This window comes from Natrinema sp. CBA1119, from assembly GCF_002572525.1.
Taxonomy (GTDB): Archaea; Halobacteriota; Halobacteria; order Halobacteriales; family Natrialbaceae; genus Natrinema.
Genome location: NZ_PDBS01000001.1, coordinates 1,956,954 through 1,972,434, shown reverse-complemented (window position 1 = coordinate 1,972,434; position 15,481 = coordinate 1,956,954). Strand labels below are relative to the sequence as shown.

Here is a 15,481-nt window from a genome sequence, read left to right as displayed (position 1 = left end):
TTTCCAATCCTCGCGAGCGGCGATGTCGAACGGTTCGATCAATAAACGAGAAAAACCGAGGGAGTGCGGGACGATTACCAGGGTTTGCTTCGGTGGGATCCGATCGTCAATCGTTCCCATTCGATCGGCGACACGGCGTTTTTATATTAGGTGATGGCCGGAGCGACGGCGGCGGCACTCGCGAGACCATCCCGATCTCGAGGGAGACTGACGATCGAGATCGGATTCGAGACAGTACCAGTAATACGCACTTTGAACGAGTGAAACGGATTTCTGTCCGGCGTCGCTCGGTCGGTATAATTCTGACTCGGTTCCGAGTCAAGACAACAGAAGGGTTATGCCGGTAGTCACGTATTACCACTCGAGCAATGGACGAGTCCCCGTCCGTGTCCGAATCGTTCGACGACCCCCGGATCACCCCCCGGTTCTGCCGCCGACTCACCGACTCGACCGGCGATCTGGTGTTGGTGGGCGTCGTCCACGACCATCCCGCGAGTATCGCGCGCGTCGAGCGTGTCCTCCAACGCGTCGAGCCGGAGACGCTCGCACTCGAGTTACCGCCCGTCGCGATGCCCCTGTATCGAATCTATGCCCGCAACGGCGACGCCGACGACCCGACGCCGCCCCGGTTCGGCGGCGAGATGAGCGCGGCGATCCGCGCCGCGCCCGACGCTGATCCCGTCGGCATCGACGCCCCCAACTGGTCGTTCTGCCGCCGACTGGTCGCGCGGCTGGTCGCCGATCGCGTCTCGCCCGGGACGGCCCGGCGCGTCATCTCGAGCGTCGGCGGCGCGACCCGCGAGGCCCTCGCCTGCCGGGTGGCCGCGACGCTGACCCACGCGACGTCGATGACGGTCGTCCCCGGCGAGCGGGTCGAGTACGACATCGACCCCGAGGACCCGCCGGACCGACAGGCCGCTCACGAGCGCTCGCACGTCGCCGGCGTTCAGGCGCTGCTGGGCAGCGTCGAGACGGAGGGCAGCGCGTTATCCTATCGTGATGATACGCGCGAGGAGTGTATGATCGATCGACTCGAGACGATTCGATCGAAGCCGGGCGATGCCGTCGCCGTCGTCGGCGTCGATCACCTCGAGCGGCTCGCGGCGGAACTGTCGGCGTAAGCGCGGTCGGGTTTTCTTGGAACGAGTCGCGTGAGAAGCGGAGGGTTTTCGACGGTCGCGTCAGCGGCGGGCGGGCGCTTCGATGAGAATCTCGCCGTCGCCGCGGACCCGGACGTGATGGCCGTTGACGACGAACGAGAGCGTGCCGCCGGCGCGGGGCGTGCCATCGCAACGCGGTCGGAAGAGCGCGTCCAGAGCGTCGGAGCCGACGGTCTCGGATAGCGAGACGCGGCTATCGGTCACGTCAACTCCCAGACAGTCGGTCAGCGCGTGGATTACTGTTCGTCCCCTTCCCTCTCCGTCTGAAGACGAAAAGCGTAATATTTTGTTACCAAAGGAACTAGGAAGATCTAACGGGTAGTATCAGTTAGTACTGGGAAATTTCGCAGCGATCAGAACGAACTGGGAACCGACTGTCGCATCGCTTCGGTCGGATCACCACCCGGATCCGGTCATCAGTCGGACGAGCGATCCAATCGATGCGCGCGTCGGCGATGGTCACTGCCGAAGCCCCGAGATACAGTTCCAGCAGTACGTGAACGTCTGATCGGCCTCGTTGGGTGCACCACAGTGAGGGCATCGAATCGTCTCCCCCTCGATCTCGAGGTCGGGATCTGCGTACTCGGGATCGGTGTCTCCAATATCGTCGGTCGCGCGCGGGTACCGATCGGAACCCGGCGAGGATCGAACGCTCGCGCGATTCGGGTCGGCGAAAGAGGGGGTGCGCTCGCCGTCGTCATCGTCACCTCGGGCGTAGATGTAGTACAGTAGCAGGTGGAGCAGGGCGAACAACACGACGTAACCGATGAGCCAGCCCCAGAGCGCCATCGGCATGTGGTACGTTCTCGAGGCACTTGGATATTCCCCGATTTCCGACGCGAAGAGAGTCACGGAGCGGGGAACTAGCAGAACAGCTACAGGTCTCGGCCGAACTCGTCGAAGACCGCGAAATCGTCGGGGAGGTCGTACTCGAGGTGACGCTGTTCCTGTCGGTTGGTACCGGCGTCGTCGACGGGCGTTGCGATATCTTCCCAGCCGGGTTTGATCTTGACGCTCTGGGCGGGCATCCCGACGGCGATGTGGTGGGCGGGAATATCGTACTGGACGACGCCGCGCGCGCCGACGATTGCGTTCTCGCCGACCTTGTTGCCCGCCTGAACCATCGAGTCGTAGGTGAGCCGAACGTCGTCCTCGACGATCGTGTGATAGTTGCGAACCTCGGTCTGATCGACGACGTCGTGGTCGTGGCTGTAGATGTGGACGCCGTCGGAGATCGACACGCGGTCGCCGATCGTGAGTTCGCCCCGATCGTCGAGGTGAACGTCGTCGTGGACGACGGTGTTGTCGCCGATCGTGATGTTGTGACCGTAGGTGAACGAGATTCCCTTGAAGAAGCGACAGTCGTCCCCGCAGTCCGCGAAGAGGTGGTCGGCGAGCATCCGACGGAATCGCAGCGCGAACTCGACGTTGTCCGCGATGGGAAGGCTGTCGAACTGCCGCCAGAGCCACTGGAGGTGTTTGGAGCGGCGGAACTTCGCTTCGTCCTTCTCGGCGTAGTACTCGCTCTCGAGGGTCGTGTTACAGGGATCGTAGCTCTGCAGGCGGACGCGTTCGGCCGGGGAAACCGACTCGCCGGCCTGCCAGCGCTCGTAGGCTTTACGGTCGCCCGAGAGGTCGATCAGGACGTCTTCGACGACGGAACAGGTGTCCTCGTCGCTCGCAAGCCGTCGATCGACCTCGTCGATGAACTCGCGCATCCCCGCTTCGGCCTCTTCAGGGAGCGACACGTACCGCTTTGTCATACTTTGAGGTATTGCCCGCCGAGTTGATAGTGGTTCGGTTGTCCGACGGCGGTTGCCGGACCCACTGGCATATGGGTTACCTAGATTCCCTCTCGGATTGCCACCGGGCCAAGAGCAATGCGGGGAGCGCGATCGCCCCGACGAAAAGGAGAACACCGACCGCGACCGCACCGACCGTGACTCGGTCGCCTGGAAACTCGAACACCTTCGCAGCGAGGAGTCCCAGCGGAACGATAACGACGAGAACCGCCAGCAGGAGATGACTCGGCCGGAAGGTGCGGAAACGGCGGTCGTCCATACGCATACGTGTCAGGCGAGTAGCCAAGAGCGGTTCGACTCGCAGGGATGGAGGCGACTCGGGCACGGGGGTCAACACGCGGGCTCACAGTTCGCAGTTCGACCTGCGGGGCGGTCACGACCGAACCGATTCGGGCGGCATCTCGAGCGTTCCGTTCACCCTAAGTTCCCCCGCTTCGAAGGAGCGTATATGCAACACAGCGAACTGGGCGACTCGGGCGTCGAGGTCAGCGAGGTGGGCTTTGGCGCGTGGGTCGTCGGGACCGACTGGTGGGGCGACCGCTCGGAAGACGACGCCATCGAGATGGTCCGGTACGCCGTCGAGCAGGGAATTACGTACTTCGACACGGGCGATGTCTACGGTCACGGCCGGAGCGAGGAATTACTCGGCGAGGCCCTCTCGGACGTTCGCGACGAGGTCACGATCGCCACCAAAGTCGGCTACGACTTCTACAACAACCCGCAGGCCGGCCACGGCGAACTCCCCAAGGAGATGGATCCGGAGTACCTGCGCGAGGCCGTCCACAAGAGCCTCGAGCGCCTCGAAATCGACTCGGTCGACGTGCTCCAACTCCACAACGCCGACGTCGACGAGATCACGCCGGACGTCCTCGAGTTGCTGGACGAACTCGAGGAGGACGGGCTGATCGACGCCACCGGCCTCGCGCTCGGTCCCTCGATCGGCTGGCTCGCGGAAGGCGACCTCGCGATCGAGGAGGAGTTCGACTCCGTCCAGCTCGTCTGGAATGTGCTCGAGCAGGAGGTGGGAAACCACTTCCTCGAGACGATCGAACGCACGGGGTCGTCGACCAGCCTCATCCCCCGCGTGCCACACTCCTCGGGGATCCTCAACGAGCAGGTCACCCCCGAGACCGAACTCGGCGAGGGCGACCACCGCGGGTTCCGACCCGAGGAGTGGTACGAGACCGGCTGGGAGAAGCTCGAGGCGCTTCGGTTTTTGGAACGGGATGGAGAGCGGACGATGGGACAGGCCTCGATCGCGTGGCTCCTGAGTCACGAGTCCGTCGCGACCGTGACGCCGACGTTCCGCACCACGGACGACATCGACGAGTGGGCGGCCGCCAGCGACGTGCCCAAACTCTCAGACGAGGAGATGGCTCGCGTCGCGGAACTCTACGAGAACGACTTCGAGATCGATCGCGACGACGGGATGGACTCGCTGCGCTCGTCGGTCGACGGCGAAGACATCGAATCGGCCGGGCTGGACAAACTGGCGGCCGACTGATCGGGCGGGTCGCTGTTTCAGAGACCGTCAGACAGGCATTCGAAGCGCGTACAGGATCGCGAGGAGTCCCGATACTTGACTCGCTTGGCTGAGGACGGCAACGAGTGATTCCGACACGAACGGGAGCGCCACGTAGAGGACCACCAGCAGGAACGGAACAGCGAGCGCGAAGAGGAATCCGACGGCGATCACCAGCATCGGTCGGCTGTCGTTTCGTCGGTATCCCCGATACGCCTGATACGCGATGAACAGGCCGATGAGTGCGCTCAGTACGTCGGTCGCCTGCACGAACGTCGCGACCCACTCGGCGGGCGACGCCTCCCAGAGCTGTAGCGGTGCAGTGACCACGTCAGATCCCCTCGATCAGGTCCGTAAAGCGATCAGCCATATCCTCGCGGCGATCGATGCGGAGCTGTAGTCCGTCGCCCGCGAGATCGATCGTAATCCGTTCCAGGTTGGTCGAGTAGATGGTCCGATGGTGGCCCCGTCGGGGTCGGGTTTGGTCCGCTCGGCGAGGAGGCCACACTCCCGGAGGTCGTCTAGCCGCCGGTACACCGTAGGTTGTGACGCGTCGCAGTGGTCGCTTAAAGTAGTCGCTGACATGGGTTCCTGGCTCGTCTGGGTGAGGATCGTACGGACCGTCGGGTCCTCGAGCAGCCTCCCGATCGTCTCGATGTCCGGCTCCTCACTCACGGTATCGATCTGTAGCGAGAACACACATAAAGGGATTTTCACGGCTGCAGCGGCTGTAGTCGTGCCTGCCGAGTCTTTGTTCAGTGTCCCGTCGGTCGACGTATGCCATCGACACACGGCTTCGGACAATTCGTCGAACGACTCCGTCGCGTCGCGATGAGGGTAGAATCGCTGTGCTCGAGTCCCGCTGGCGGCCGGCTTCGGCCGACAGCGGCCGGCGGATTGCTGGCCGTGCTCGCGAGCGCTGCAGTGAGTATCGCGTCCGCCCAGGTGCTGGGAGACAGCGTTCGAATTCGCTGGAGTGTCGGCACCTACTACGGGCCGGAGTACGCGCCGACGGCCGCCGCGCTGGCTTGCTTTCCAGCCGTCGTTGCGGTCACCTATGTCGGACTGCGAACCCTCGGAACCGTCCTCGAGGGGACGACGGAGTTCGACCGCCACCGCGGCTACTACGAACTGTGCGCGCTGGCGGTCCTCACAGTGCTCGTGCTCGTCCAGATCGCGTTTGTCGCGGCGAATCTCTGGTGATCGCAGCGGGCGGGCGCGGCGATCAGTCGTATCGAGCCGCGACCCACTCGTTCCACGTCACCGTTCCGACGGTCCGGTCCGGACAGATCGCCCCGCCGGCTCGAAAGCCGGCGGCCGTCTTCCCGGGAATCGGAAGGCGAACGATCGGTCGGCGAAGCCCCCTCGCGTCACGGTAGGTCCGCGCGAGGTCGCCGACGGTCCGCACCTCTGGACCGCCGATGTCGGGCACCCGGCCGGCCGCGTCGAGCGTCGCGTCGTCGACGATTGCGTCCGCAGCCTCACCCACGTCGATCGGCTGGAGCCGAATGCCGGTGGGCAACGGCCAGACCGGCAGCCGGGAGACCGTCTCGAGCAGTTCGCCCACGAACTCGTGGAACATCGTTATCCGGAGGATCGTCGACGGGACCTCCCTCGCCTCGACGAGCCGCTCGGCCGCCAGCTTGTGCTCGTAGTACGAGTACGGGATTTCGTCGATGCCGACGATGGAGACGTAGACGACGTTCGACACGCCGGCGTCGGCGGCCGCCTCGAGCAGCCGTCGAGTACCGCGGACGTCGACGGTCTCGCTGTCACCGCGGGGCGCGCTGGCCGCGTGGACGACCACGTCGATGTCCGCGACGGCCTCGCGGATTCCCGTTCCGTCGGCCAGATCCGTCGCGATCCACTCCGTCTCGTCATCGCCGCTGGCCGGCGGCGATCGGCTCGCCGCTCGAACGTCGTGTCCTGCATCGGTCAGCCGAGGGGACAGCGCCGTTCCCAACATCCCGGTGGCCCCCGTGAGGAGCGTCTGACAGGTCATAGTGTATTCAGACAACACCCAGCTACGCAAAACCGTTTAGTAGTCATTGAAAGTCACTGTATACCTGATCGCGCGATGGCATTGCGATCAGTGTGTAAATCGTTTCAGTGACTATTATAGCGAGTCCACGGTCTCTGGAGACTTCTCAAACTGCCTCGACTAGACAGTGCCCTCCATAATTTAGTCTCCTGAGCGAATGATAGATTCAGCCGCAAACGAAAGCAGAATGAGACCAAATATCAAGAAGACCAAGCCTTTCCGAGGTATTTGTGGAAACCCAAAAACTCCATTGGACAATATAATCACTCCAATTAGGAGCAGCAAAGTGCTCGTCACGTTTCGAACATCTATCTCGGGCATATAAGTCAATAGTAGGGATGGGACAAAATACTTCTGACCTTACTTATTTGGTGAAATATTATACTTAGCTATTACTATAGAAATACGCGTCAATCCCTTTGAAAACGTGGTTCCCACTGAGGCGAAGTATGAGTTCACTGAATTCTCTCAATCGACGATTCGCCCCAAAAACGACGGTTTTTGACTCCTCGAGCACTCTCCCTCGAACGCCGACGAACGGTCGGACCCACCCGTCTGCGATCGGTGCTGGACGAATGATCGATCCCATCCATCGGCCGCTCGCTTATATAGACCCCTCTATATCTGGGTGAGTCTCATAACTCGAGCGGGAGCGACAGTCTAGACGGAGACCACCGACTGTACACATGAAACCGTACGAATTCACCTGTCCGGACTGTCGGCGAGAGATTCCGGTCACCGACGCGATGCGCGAGGCGACGCTGACGAACGGCTGTCCCGTCTGCGGGCGCTCGGTGGCCGACCGCAACTTCGCGAACTGATCGCGCCGTAACCGGCAGCGGTACGCGCGAATCGAGACTTCGGCTCGAGCGGAGCGCCGTGCAGGTGTTCCCATCCGTCGCTGTTCTGCCCGTCCCCATCCACGGAATCAGGACTGAGCGCCCGAGCCGAACGCATAATCCCCTTAATGTCATTTAACACCCCCTATGATAGGTTTTTACGTCGGAACGGTGTGTCACAGTATATCATGACCGACGTCACGTACGTCCAGAAAGCGTGCGCGTACATCACTCGCGCAACGGGCGAGTTGCTGGTATTCGAGGGACCGGGACACGACGGCCTCCAGATCCCGAAGGGAACGCTCGAGTCGGGCGAATCACCGCGAGAGGCGCTGTTCAGGGAGGTCCTCGAGGAGAGCGGCCTCGGAACGCTGAGCGGGACCCAACATCTGACGACCGACATCTGGACGCGCCGCGAGGAGCCGCCGAAGCGCTACGTCCGGCACTTCTTCCACGCGACGGTGCACGAACCCCGCGACCGGTGGACGCACACCGTCACCGACGGCGGGGAGGAACACGGGGCCGAGTTCGAGTTCCGCTGGATCCGGCCGCCAACCGGGCGGGAGTTCGCGCTCGACCTCGACGAGTACGTCGGCCTGCTCCCCACCACCGCCGGACCGGGCCCGGTCACGAGCGCTTCGGATTGAGCGAGTGACTCCTTCTGCCGCTCGAGTGCGCGGCCCCGACCGCGGTCGACAGCCGACTCGAGTCATACGGTCTGCTGTAAGTCATTTCCGGCGCGACCGCAGGCCGGATCGCGGTCGCGCCAGTAAATCGTTACAGCAAACCGTATCAGGCCACGATCGGCCCGCGCTGAGTGATACCATCGATATACGTCGATCACGGACTCGAGTGAGGAGAGGAGACGGGTTCCGGCGAGCACCGATCGAGTGCACTGCCCGCGCGGCCAGAAAAGCTATGCCCGGATCGGCGCGTCCCCGGGTATGGCCCTCCACCGTCGGGAATATCTCAGCGTCACTGCCGAGGCGCTCCACCCCGGAACGACCGTTCGCTACTCCTACCGAACCGGACGCTCGCTGGCCACCGTCGTCGAACGAACCGACCGCTTCGTCACCTTCGTCGGCGAGGACTGCGACGGGAAATTCACGCACGGCCAGATCGATCGGCTATTCGCAGATGAGCGTCTCGAGATCGTCCTCGACGACGAGATCCACACGCCGGACGACCAGGCCGAATAAGTCGCCGTCAGTAGACATCTCTCATCTCACACCAGACCAGCCAACCGGTATGCGGTGGCGCGCGCTGTCGGCCGACCGAGGGCCGCGAGGCGCGAACGGAGTGAGCGCCTCGGAAAGCGAACGGTGACCGCAGGGAACCGTGAGCACAGCGAGGACGGCCGACGATATTGCGCGAGGTCGTCGCGAGTGAAACGAGCGAATCGGTTGGGGAGGGCGTGGCGATTCCCTGTTACCACGATAGCAGGACGCTTTGTCCCGCTCATTCCCATCAGAGGCCACTGCAGAATTCGTGTCCCTTTCTATTGCGATATGCGATGAGAGTGTAGAGAACGTCCCTCTGTTATTTCGAAAGCGCGCGCTCGACGGCTTCCGCCACGTCCATCGCATTCTCGGCCAGTTCGTCGGAGACGAGTCCGTCGGAAACGGCGTCGGCGAGTTCGTCAGCGTCCACGATCTCGACCGTCCCGTCGCGCTGCCGGATGACGTCGACGTAGAGGTCGACGTACCGTACGGTATCCGGAAAGAGCTCGACGGGCGTGCAGACGTTGACGTAGGTCCCCTTCGACGTGCCGTCGGCGGCCCTGTACGTCGTCGGATACCACCACCGGCCCTCGCGGAACTTCGTCACGGCGACGTCGCCCGACTCCTTGGAGACGCCGAGCGCGTCGTAGCTCCCGCCGCCGCTCATAGAGCGCTCGAGGGTCACCTTCCCCTCGGGGTCCCACTCGGTCACCTCGCCGCGACCGAGCGAGATGAGTCGGCCGTCGGGTTTGCCGTGACCGATCTCGAGGCGGTCGCCCGCCGTCGGGCCGAACTGCCGAGCGACCGCCGCGAAGGGAAACTCGCCGGTTGCGTCAGCACCGCCGTCACCGGTTCCGGTCGACTCGCAGACGGCCTCCGCGAAGTCGACCGCCGCGCTCGCGGCCCGATCGGCCGCCTTCGTTCGATGGTGGCCCGGCATCGTGGTCTCCACCCGACGCCGCACGCCGTCCAGCGCGAACCGGGCCTCGCGACCGAACCAGCACCACTCGGTCCGGCGGGGCGCGGCCAGCAGTCCCGTCTCGCCGGGTTCGTCCGGTGCATCGGCCAGCGCAGCCTCGAGCGCCCGCGCCCGATTCGCGGCGTCCTCGAGCGCGGTTCCCATCGCCTCGAGGTCGGCGTCTGCGGCCGCGTGTTGCCAGCGGACGCCCCATCCCTCGGGTACCTCGACCGAGAGGAGGTCGGTCATGCCGACGAGTTCCTCCGCTCGCTCGCCGCGGAGCGCCGCCGAGACACCGGTTCGGTCCCGCGAGAGGGTACAGAGCCCGCCCTGAATCTCGAGCGTCGGCCGTACGAGGGGCCGGTCGTCGTCCCACGGCGGCGCGGGCTCGTGGACCTGTACCCGATACCGGTTTCCGGCGTCGACGTAGCCGTCGGCGTCGTCGTATTTCAGAAAGCCGCGCCGACCGTCACCGAGGTCGACGACCGCGCCGCTGCCGCCGCCCGCCTCGAGCACGTCCGCGTCGAAGACCGCGCCGCGGGACGCGTCGTCCGCCCAGCGGAACGTATCGATCGCGAGCCCCTCGAGTTCGCCCGCGACCGTCTCGACCGCGTCCGGCGTACCCGAAATCTCGACGCCCTGTCGATCCCGGGTCGTCTCGATCGAGACGTCGGCCGGCGCGGCGTCGAACGATCGCTCGAATCGGTCCCGAATCGGTTCGGAGGCCTGCACGACCTCGCGGCCGGTCTCGCTCAGCAACCGGGTGATCGCCGTCGTGTAGATGCCGCGGACTCGAGCCGTCGTCATCGGGCTCCCTCCGCGATCGCTCGCCGCGCCGCCGTCGACGACCGCCGTCGCTCGTCGGACCTTCGTCGGGGCGCTCGATCGTCGATCCCTCTTCTCGACTCTCGGTCGAGCGATCCGACCCCCGCCTCGCAGACGGACGTCATCGGAGCGTGTCGCGGTCGGCTGCGAACCGCACCCGGTCGTCGATCGTCGGCCCGAGCGAGAGTTCGACGTGTCCGTCTCCCAGAATTCGGCCGTCCTCAACGGAGACGCCCCACGTCTCGAATCGGAGCCAGCCGCGCATCTCGTCGGCGTGAGTCGGGATGTCGGCGTAGTCGACGTCGTGTTCGGGGTAGTCCGAACTCGAGTGGGCCATCTCCATGTCGGAGTAGACGGTGTCGTGCTCGTCGAAGAACGCCTCGAGCGCCGCCGCGTCCTCGGCGACGGCGTCGACGACCGCCTGCGAGGCGGCCCGGAGCTCGTCGGTCTCGAGGCCGACATCGCGAAGCGCTCGCTGAGTTCGCTGGTCGAAGTGCATACGTGCCGGTTGGGCCGGGACGCCTTTGATAATTCCGAGTTCGCGCTGGCGGTCTCGACTCCATCTCGGTCGTCCTGACTTCGCGTCGTCACTCGAACGGTCGCGGAGTCAGTTTCCGACACCGACCCGTCCTGCCGGATGTATACGCCGCAGCCGACTCGATCGAATACGGTTTCGGCAAGAGGCACCTCCAAGAGGCACGCGAACGGTAGTTTCCAGCGGCCGGTTCCCCTGGGCGTCACCGCCAGTCCGATCGCACAGCCGTCCGCCCGAGTACGCAACCGTCTGCCGATCGGTGTGAAAACCGTCGCAGTCGGTCCAGATCGTCGCCGAGCACCAACCTATACCGGGCAGGCGATCATACGGCCGCCCATGGAACGTAGGCGCGACCCGGTCGAACGGGCCGAGGAGCGGACCGGTGACGGGTCGGTCGACCTCTACGACGTCTCGACGTGGGAGCCGCGATCGATCGGCGACCTGGTGGCGTACACGCTCTACAACGCCGTGAGCTACGGATTCCGTGCGCTCGTCTTGCTGATCGCGATCGCGATCACCCTCGTCTTACTCGTCTCGCCGGCCGCGGTCGTCCTCGAGGATCCGTTCGTCGCCCTCTTCTTCGGACTCTCGATCGTCCCCGCGGGGTTGCTCGCGGCGTACATCTGGTACGCGGACATCACGACGAGCGAACCGCTCTGGTTGCTCGTCGTAACCTTCATGCTCGCGGTCCTGTTCGCGACGTTCGCGGCGCTCGTCAACTCGTACAGTCAGGCACTGCTCGGGATCAGTGGAGTTCTCTTTTTCTACCTGATCGTCGGCCCGATCGAGGAGACAGTAAAGCTACTCGCCGTTCAGGTGTTCGCCTACCGGAACGACAGTTTCAACGCCGTCATCGACGGCGCAGTGTACGGTGCCGTCGCCGGGTTAGGGTTCGCTGCCATCGAAAACGCGCTCTACATCAGCCGCGTCATCGGCGAGGCGAACCCCGAGACCAACATTTTCGTCACCGCAAGCGGGATCGCGACGGTCCGTGCGCTGGCCGGACCGGGCCACGTCATTTACTCGGCGATCGCGGGCTACTACCTCGGACTGGCGAAGTTCAACCGCGACTACGCCGGTCCGATCGTCCTCAAGGGGCTGCTCGTCGCCGCGTTCGTCCACGGGACGTATAACGTCACAGTCGGGATCGTTCCGGGGATCGTCACCGACCTCCTCCCCATCGGCTACGGAATCGCGTTCGTCGGCTACGTCGTTCTCTACGACCTCGCGATCGGCTACTACCTCTATCGCAAGATCGATCGCTATCGCCGGACCTACCAGTCCGTCACGAGCGATCGCGATGGCGACTCGCGACCGGAACTGACCGAGTTCGAGCCGCCCCAGCGCTGACCGCGACTTGGTGGCGACATCCCGAAAACGCCGGTTTCAGGACTCAGCAGACGGCTTCGAGCCCCTCACGGACACGCTGGCGGGTCGGGCAGCAAGAACTGCTCGAGGAGTGCCAGCGACGACTGGATATTGCGGACGAATAGACGGCCCAGTTACTCGAAGCGGGCCTCGAGCAGCCGTTCGACGTACTTCGCGAGCACGTCGACCTCGAGGTGGATCGGGTCGCCGGGTGCTTTCTCCGAGAGCGTTGTCAGTTCGTAAGTCGTCGGGATGATCGCGACCGTTACCCGGCCGTTCTCGGTATCGAGGTCGGCGACGGTCAGGCTGATGCCGTCGAGCGTGATCGATCCCTTCTCGACGACGTAGCGGTCGTACCCCTCGGGGAGGTCGAACTCGAAGAACCAGTCCTCGTCGACGGACTCGACGCCGGTGACGGTCGCGACCGCGTCGACGTGGCCCTGCACGACGTGGCCGTCGAACCGGCCGTCGGCCGGCATCGCCCGCTCGAGGTTGACCGTCTCTCCCTCGGCCAACTCGCCCAGATAGGTCCGCTCGACGGTCTCGGTCGCCAGGAAGACCTCGAACCACTCGCGCTCCGCGAAGCGTTCGACCGTGAGACACGCGCCGCTGACGCTGATACTCTGGCCGTGCTCGAGGCCCGTCGCGACCTCGTCGGCCCCGATCCGGAGTCGGAGGCCGTCGTCCGTTCGCTCTCGAGCGACGATCTCGCCGGTCTCCTCGACGATCCCCGTGAACATACTCGCAACTGGCGGGCGACGGGAGAAAGCCGTTCCGGGTCGGGCCGGCATCCTACGTCGACTCGAACGAGTCGTCGTACGGGACGGTACGAACCCCGGAAAACTCGAACCGCGCACCGCCGGACTCGCTCTCGGTCACGTCGACCGACCAGCCGTGAGCCTGCGCGATCTCGCGGACGATGTTCAGCCCCAGTCCCGTGCCGTCCTCGCCCGTCGTCCACCCCGGTTCGAGCACCCGGTCGCGCTTGCCCGGCGGGATGCCGGGGCCGTCGTCGGCGACCGAAAACCCGTCGGCCGAGAGCGCGAGCGAGACGGTGACGTCCGCGCCGCCGTGTTCGACCGCGTTCCGAAAGAGGTTCTCGAACAGGTTGCGGATCCGACTCGAGTCGGCGTAAAAGAGCCCGTCGGACTCGACGCGAATCGTCGCGTCCGCGGTCGCCACGTGCTCCCAGCAGTCGTCGGCGATCGAGCCGAACTGGATCGACTCGACGTCGTCGACCTCGTACCCGCTGCGGACCATCGTTAACACGTCGTCGATGATCCCGGCCATCCGATCGAGGACGGCCTCAATCTCGTCGGCGTGGCAGTCGCCGCCATCCGCTCGCTCGGTCTCGAGTAGTGCCTGGGCGACGTTGAGGGGGTTCCGGAGGTCGTGAGCCACGACGCTCGCGAACTCGTCCAACCGTTCGTTCTGTCGCTCGAGGTCCCGCTCGTAGGCTAGGCGATTGAGCGCGATTTCGGCGTTGACCGACAACACCGACGCGAGTTCCTCGTCCGACCGATCGAACGCCCCGACCGCGGGATCGACGATGCTGATCACACCGTGATCGCCCATCGGGTGGTACATCGCCGAGCACGCCTCCCCGCGGTCGTAGCCGTCCTCGAGGTCACGGACATCGGCATACCGGAGCGCGTTGCCGTTGCCGTAGGAGTGACTGACCGGCGACGGGCCCTCGATCGGGTACGCCGGCCGTTCGCCCATCTCCGTCTCGGCCCCATCAGTCACGGCGACCGGCCGCAGTCGATCGTCCTCGACGAGTCGGACGACGTTGTACTCGTATCCGAGGATCGTCTGCGCGGCGTCGGCGATGAGGGCGGCGATTTCCTCGCGATCGTCCGCGGCGACTAACTCCCGCGTCGCCGCGTGAAGCGCTCGGAGCTGTCGCTCGTACTCCTTCCGGTCGGTTACGTCGCGGAAAACGCCAGCGACCAATCGGCGGTCGTACAGGTCGAAGACGTGGGCGTTGATCTCGACCGGGATCCGCTCGCCGGCGGCGGTCTCGACGTGAATGTCCGACCCGTCCGGGAACTCGTGGAGAATCGGCTGGTCGGAACGTGGATTGGCGATGTACTCCTCGAAGAGGGCCCGATAGCGGTCGGCCTCCTCGGACGGATGGAGGGCGGTCTGTGGCCGGCCTACGAATTCGGCCGGGTCGTCGCCCAGCAGCTCCGCGATCCGTTCGTTCGCCTCGACGATCTCGCCCGTCGCCGCGTCCGCGACGACGACCGCGTCCGGGACCGCCTGGAGAATCGTCTGGTACTTCGCACGGAGCGTCTCTCGGTCGCGGACGTCTCGAACGACGACCATGTATTCGCGTCGACCGGCACTCTCGATCGGGCTCAGACTGATATCGATCGGGATCTTGGATCCGTCCTTCCGTCGGCCCGAGAGATCGAGACCCGCGCCCATCGGTCGGGTTTCGGGGTCGGCGATGTACGCATCGCGCTTGGCAACGTGTTCCTCCCGGACAGACTCCGGAACGAGGATCTCGATCGGTTCGCCGACGAGTTCGGACGGTTCGTAGCCGAATAAGTCGGTGACGCGTGCGTTCGCGTAGGTGATCCGCCCGCCGTGATCGACGAGGATGATCGCGTCGGGCGAGGCTTCACAGATCGCTTCGTATCGCTGTTGCGGGTGCTGTTGCATGGAGTCTGTCCGTCGGTATCGGGCCGATATGGATACCTGAATCCCGATCGATTTCAATGTTTTAGTAAATAACCTGTAACGTTCACTGCAAACGAAATCGCCGACCGAGGTGGCGACCGCAACGGTCGGTAACGGGCCGACATCGTCGCTGCGTTTTTGACGGTCGGCGCGCTAGCCCACTCCAATGGCCGGTATCATCGATACGATCAAACTCGCGGGCACGCTCGTCTTCGCCATTCCCGCCGCGCTCGCCGGGCTCGACTTCCTGCTCATTCGCGACGATACGGGAATCGGCCTGACCCTCATCGGCCTCGCGATCGGGCTCGTGGTCATCCAGCACTGGCTGACGATGCCCACCGACATTCCCGAACTCGTGGCCAACCGGGTCGTCGGCACGGTCGCGAAAGAGCCCGAATCCGATTCGAACGACGACCGGTGACTGGGGTTGGCGATCGTCACTCCTCACCGACCGCTCGAGCAGAACGCCGCAACTGCTCGACGGAAACGGAACGGGGCTACTCGAGACGACACGGGCACAATCCAT

General features: G+C 64.5%; 17 protein-coding genes and 2 pseudogenes. 8 read left to right on the top strand and 11 right to left on the bottom strand.

Annotated elements, in window-relative coordinates; all coding sequences use genetic code 11:
* The first annotated feature begins 368 nt into the window (after window positions 1-368).
* Window positions 369-1,121, top strand: a complete 753-nt coding sequence (locus CP556_RS09695; protein WP_098725426.1) for a hypothetical protein — start codon at window positions 369-371, stop codon at window positions 1,119-1,121.
* Between the two features lie 60 nt (window positions 1,122-1,181).
* Here CP556_RS09695 and CP556_RS09690 read toward each other — a convergent pair.
* The 4 genes and pseudogenes from CP556_RS09690 to CP556_RS09675 form a co-directional block, all read right to left on the bottom strand.
* Window positions 1,182-1,403: pseudogene (locus tag CP556_RS09690) on the bottom strand (HalOD1 output domain-containing protein); the annotation flags it as partial.
* A gap of 216 nt (window positions 1,404-1,619) precedes the next feature.
* On the bottom strand, window positions 1,620-1,949 hold the full coding sequence (locus tag CP556_RS09685) for a DUF7577 domain-containing protein (RefSeq protein ID WP_098727353.1): 330 nt from the start codon (window positions 1,947-1,949) through the stop codon (window positions 1,620-1,622).
* A gap of 86 nt (window positions 1,950-2,035) precedes the next feature.
* Window positions 2,036-2,923, bottom strand: coding sequence for an acyltransferase (locus CP556_RS09680; RefSeq protein ID WP_098725424.1), 888 nt, complete (start codon window positions 2,921-2,923; stop codon window positions 2,036-2,038).
* A 76-nt stretch (window positions 2,924-2,999) separates the two neighbouring features.
* Window positions 3,000-3,221 (bottom strand): hypothetical protein, encoded by a 222-nt coding sequence (locus tag CP556_RS09675; RefSeq protein WP_098725423.1) that lies wholly within the window; start codon window positions 3,219-3,221, stop codon window positions 3,000-3,002.
* 189 nt (window positions 3,222-3,410) lie between these two features.
* Between CP556_RS09675 and CP556_RS09670 the strand changes: the two genes are divergently transcribed.
* Window positions 3,411-4,466, top strand: a complete 1,056-nt coding sequence (locus CP556_RS09670) for an aldo/keto reductase (RefSeq protein ID WP_098725422.1) — start codon at window positions 3,411-3,413, stop codon at window positions 4,464-4,466.
* A 27-nt stretch (window positions 4,467-4,493) separates the two neighbouring features.
* Here CP556_RS09670 and CP556_RS09665 read toward each other — a convergent pair whose 3' ends face one another.
* Together CP556_RS09665 and CP556_RS09660 are read right to left on the bottom strand one after the other, a co-directional pair.
* Window positions 4,494-4,814, bottom strand: a complete 321-nt coding sequence (locus tag CP556_RS09665; RefSeq protein WP_098725421.1) for a DUF7521 family protein — start codon at window positions 4,812-4,814, stop codon at window positions 4,494-4,496.
* A gap of 1 nt (window position 4,815) precedes the next feature.
* Window positions 4,816-5,159 (bottom strand): annotated as a pseudogene (locus CP556_RS09660) (helix-turn-helix domain-containing protein).
* 102 nt (window positions 5,160-5,261) lie between these two features.
* Here CP556_RS09660 and CP556_RS09655 point away from each other — a divergent pair.
* A complete protein-coding gene (locus tag CP556_RS09655; protein WP_098725420.1) occupies window positions 5,262-5,687 on the top strand; it encodes a hypothetical protein in 426 nt (141 codons plus the stop codon).
* A 22-nt stretch (window positions 5,688-5,709) separates the two neighbouring features.
* Here CP556_RS09655 and CP556_RS09650 read toward each other — a convergent pair whose 3' ends face one another.
* Complete coding sequence (locus CP556_RS09650) at window positions 5,710-6,486, bottom strand: SDR family oxidoreductase (RefSeq protein WP_098725419.1); 777 nt, start codon at window positions 6,484-6,486, stop codon at window positions 5,710-5,712.
* A gap of 725 nt (window positions 6,487-7,211) precedes the next feature.
* Between CP556_RS09650 and CP556_RS09645 the strand changes: the two genes are divergently transcribed.
* The 3 genes from CP556_RS09645 to CP556_RS09635 all read left to right on the top strand — a co-directional run bounded on the left by CP556_RS09645 (window position 7,212) and on the right by CP556_RS09635 (window position 8,563).
* A complete protein-coding gene (locus tag CP556_RS09645) occupies window positions 7,212-7,346 on the top strand; it encodes a DUF7560 family zinc ribbon protein (protein ID WP_098725418.1) in 135 nt (44 codons plus the stop codon).
* 206 nt (window positions 7,347-7,552) lie between these two features.
* Window positions 7,553-8,011 carry an NUDIX hydrolase gene (locus CP556_RS09640; RefSeq protein WP_098725417.1) on the top strand — a complete coding sequence of 153 codons (459 nt, stop codon included), beginning with the start codon at window positions 7,553-7,555 and terminating at the stop codon, window positions 8,009-8,011.
* A gap of 297 nt (window positions 8,012-8,308) precedes the next feature.
* Window positions 8,309-8,563, top strand: a complete 255-nt coding sequence (locus CP556_RS09635; RefSeq protein ID WP_098725416.1) for a hypothetical protein — start codon at window positions 8,309-8,311, stop codon at window positions 8,561-8,563.
* A gap of 340 nt (window positions 8,564-8,903) precedes the next feature.
* On the opposite strand, the gene CP556_RS09630 is transcribed toward CP556_RS09635, so the two are convergent.
* Entirely contained in the window at window positions 8,904-10,349 is a 1,446-nt protein-coding gene (locus CP556_RS09630) for a ribonuclease FAU-1 family protein (RefSeq protein ID WP_098725415.1), read from the bottom strand.
* Window positions 10,350-10,488: 139 nt separating this feature from the next.
* A complete protein-coding gene (locus CP556_RS09625) occupies window positions 10,489-10,866 on the bottom strand; it encodes a DUF7532 family protein (RefSeq protein ID WP_098725414.1) in 378 nt (125 codons plus the stop codon).
* 372 nt (window positions 10,867-11,238) lie between these two features.
* Between CP556_RS09625 and CP556_RS09620 the strand changes: the two genes are divergently transcribed.
* Window positions 11,239-12,252, top strand: a complete 1,014-nt coding sequence (locus CP556_RS09620) for a PrsW family intramembrane metalloprotease (protein WP_098725413.1) — start codon at window positions 11,239-11,241, stop codon at window positions 12,250-12,252.
* Between the two features lie 152 nt (window positions 12,253-12,404).
* On the opposite strand, the gene CP556_RS09615 is transcribed toward CP556_RS09620, so the two are convergent.
* Together CP556_RS09615 and CP556_RS09610 are read right to left on the bottom strand one after the other, a co-directional pair.
* A complete protein-coding gene (locus CP556_RS09615) occupies window positions 12,405-13,010 on the bottom strand; it encodes a riboflavin synthase (RefSeq protein ID WP_098725412.1) in 606 nt (201 codons plus the stop codon).
* Between the two features lie 52 nt (window positions 13,011-13,062).
* Window positions 13,063-14,937 (bottom strand): sensor histidine kinase, encoded by a 1,875-nt coding sequence (locus CP556_RS09610; RefSeq protein ID WP_098725411.1) that lies wholly within the window; start codon window positions 14,935-14,937, stop codon window positions 13,063-13,065.
* A 184-nt stretch (window positions 14,938-15,121) separates the two neighbouring features.
* On the opposite strand from CP556_RS09610, the gene CP556_RS09605 reads away from it, so the two are divergent.
* Window positions 15,122-15,376 (top strand): DUF7533 family protein, encoded by a 255-nt coding sequence (locus CP556_RS09605; RefSeq protein ID WP_098725410.1) that lies wholly within the window; start codon window positions 15,122-15,124, stop codon window positions 15,374-15,376.
* Window positions 15,377-15,481: the final 105 nt, after the last annotated feature.

Coding starts and splice junctions, on each gene's coding strand:
- CP556_RS09695 (WP_098725426.1), top strand. CDS start 369: ATGGACGAGTCCCCGTCCGTGTCCGAATCGTTCGACGACCCCCGGATC.
- CP556_RS09685 (WP_098727353.1), bottom strand. CDS start 1,949: ATGGCGCTCTGGGGCTGGCTCATCGGTTACGTCGTGTTGTTCGCCCTG.
- CP556_RS09680 (WP_098725424.1), bottom strand. CDS start 2,923: ATGACAAAGCGGTACGTGTCGCTCCCTGAAGAGGCCGAAGCGGGGATG.
- CP556_RS09675 (WP_098725423.1), bottom strand. CDS start 3,221: ATGGACGACCGCCGTTTCCGCACCTTCCGGCCGAGTCATCTCCTGCTG.
- CP556_RS09670 (WP_098725422.1), top strand. CDS start 3,411: ATGCAACACAGCGAACTGGGCGACTCGGGCGTCGAGGTCAGCGAGGTG.
- CP556_RS09655 (WP_098725420.1), top strand. CDS start 5,262: ATGCCATCGACACACGGCTTCGGACAATTCGTCGAACGACTCCGTCGC.
- CP556_RS09650 (WP_098725419.1), bottom strand. CDS start 6,486: ATGACCTGTCAGACGCTCCTCACGGGGGCCACCGGGATGTTGGGAACG.
- CP556_RS09645 (WP_098725418.1), top strand. CDS start 7,212: ATGAAACCGTACGAATTCACCTGTCCGGACTGTCGGCGAGAGATTCCG.
- CP556_RS09640 (WP_098725417.1), top strand. CDS start 7,553: ATGACCGACGTCACGTACGTCCAGAAAGCGTGCGCGTACATCACTCGC.
- CP556_RS09635 (WP_098725416.1), top strand. CDS start 8,309: ATGGCCCTCCACCGTCGGGAATATCTCAGCGTCACTGCCGAGGCGCTC.
- CP556_RS09630 (WP_098725415.1), bottom strand. CDS start 10,349: ATGACGACGGCTCGAGTCCGCGGCATCTACACGACGGCGATCACCCGG.
- CP556_RS09625 (WP_098725414.1), bottom strand. CDS start 10,866: ATGCACTTCGACCAGCGAACTCAGCGAGCGCTTCGCGATGTCGGCCTC.
- CP556_RS09620 (WP_098725413.1), top strand. CDS start 11,239: ATGGAACGTAGGCGCGACCCGGTCGAACGGGCCGAGGAGCGGACCGGT.
- CP556_RS09615 (WP_098725412.1), bottom strand. CDS start 13,010: ATGTTCACGGGGATCGTCGAGGAGACCGGCGAGATCGTCGCTCGAGAG.
- CP556_RS09610 (WP_098725411.1), bottom strand. CDS start 14,937: ATGCAACAGCACCCGCAACAGCGATACGAAGCGATCTGTGAAGCCTCG.
- CP556_RS09605 (WP_098725410.1), top strand. CDS start 15,122: ATGGCCGGTATCATCGATACGATCAAACTCGCGGGCACGCTCGTCTTC.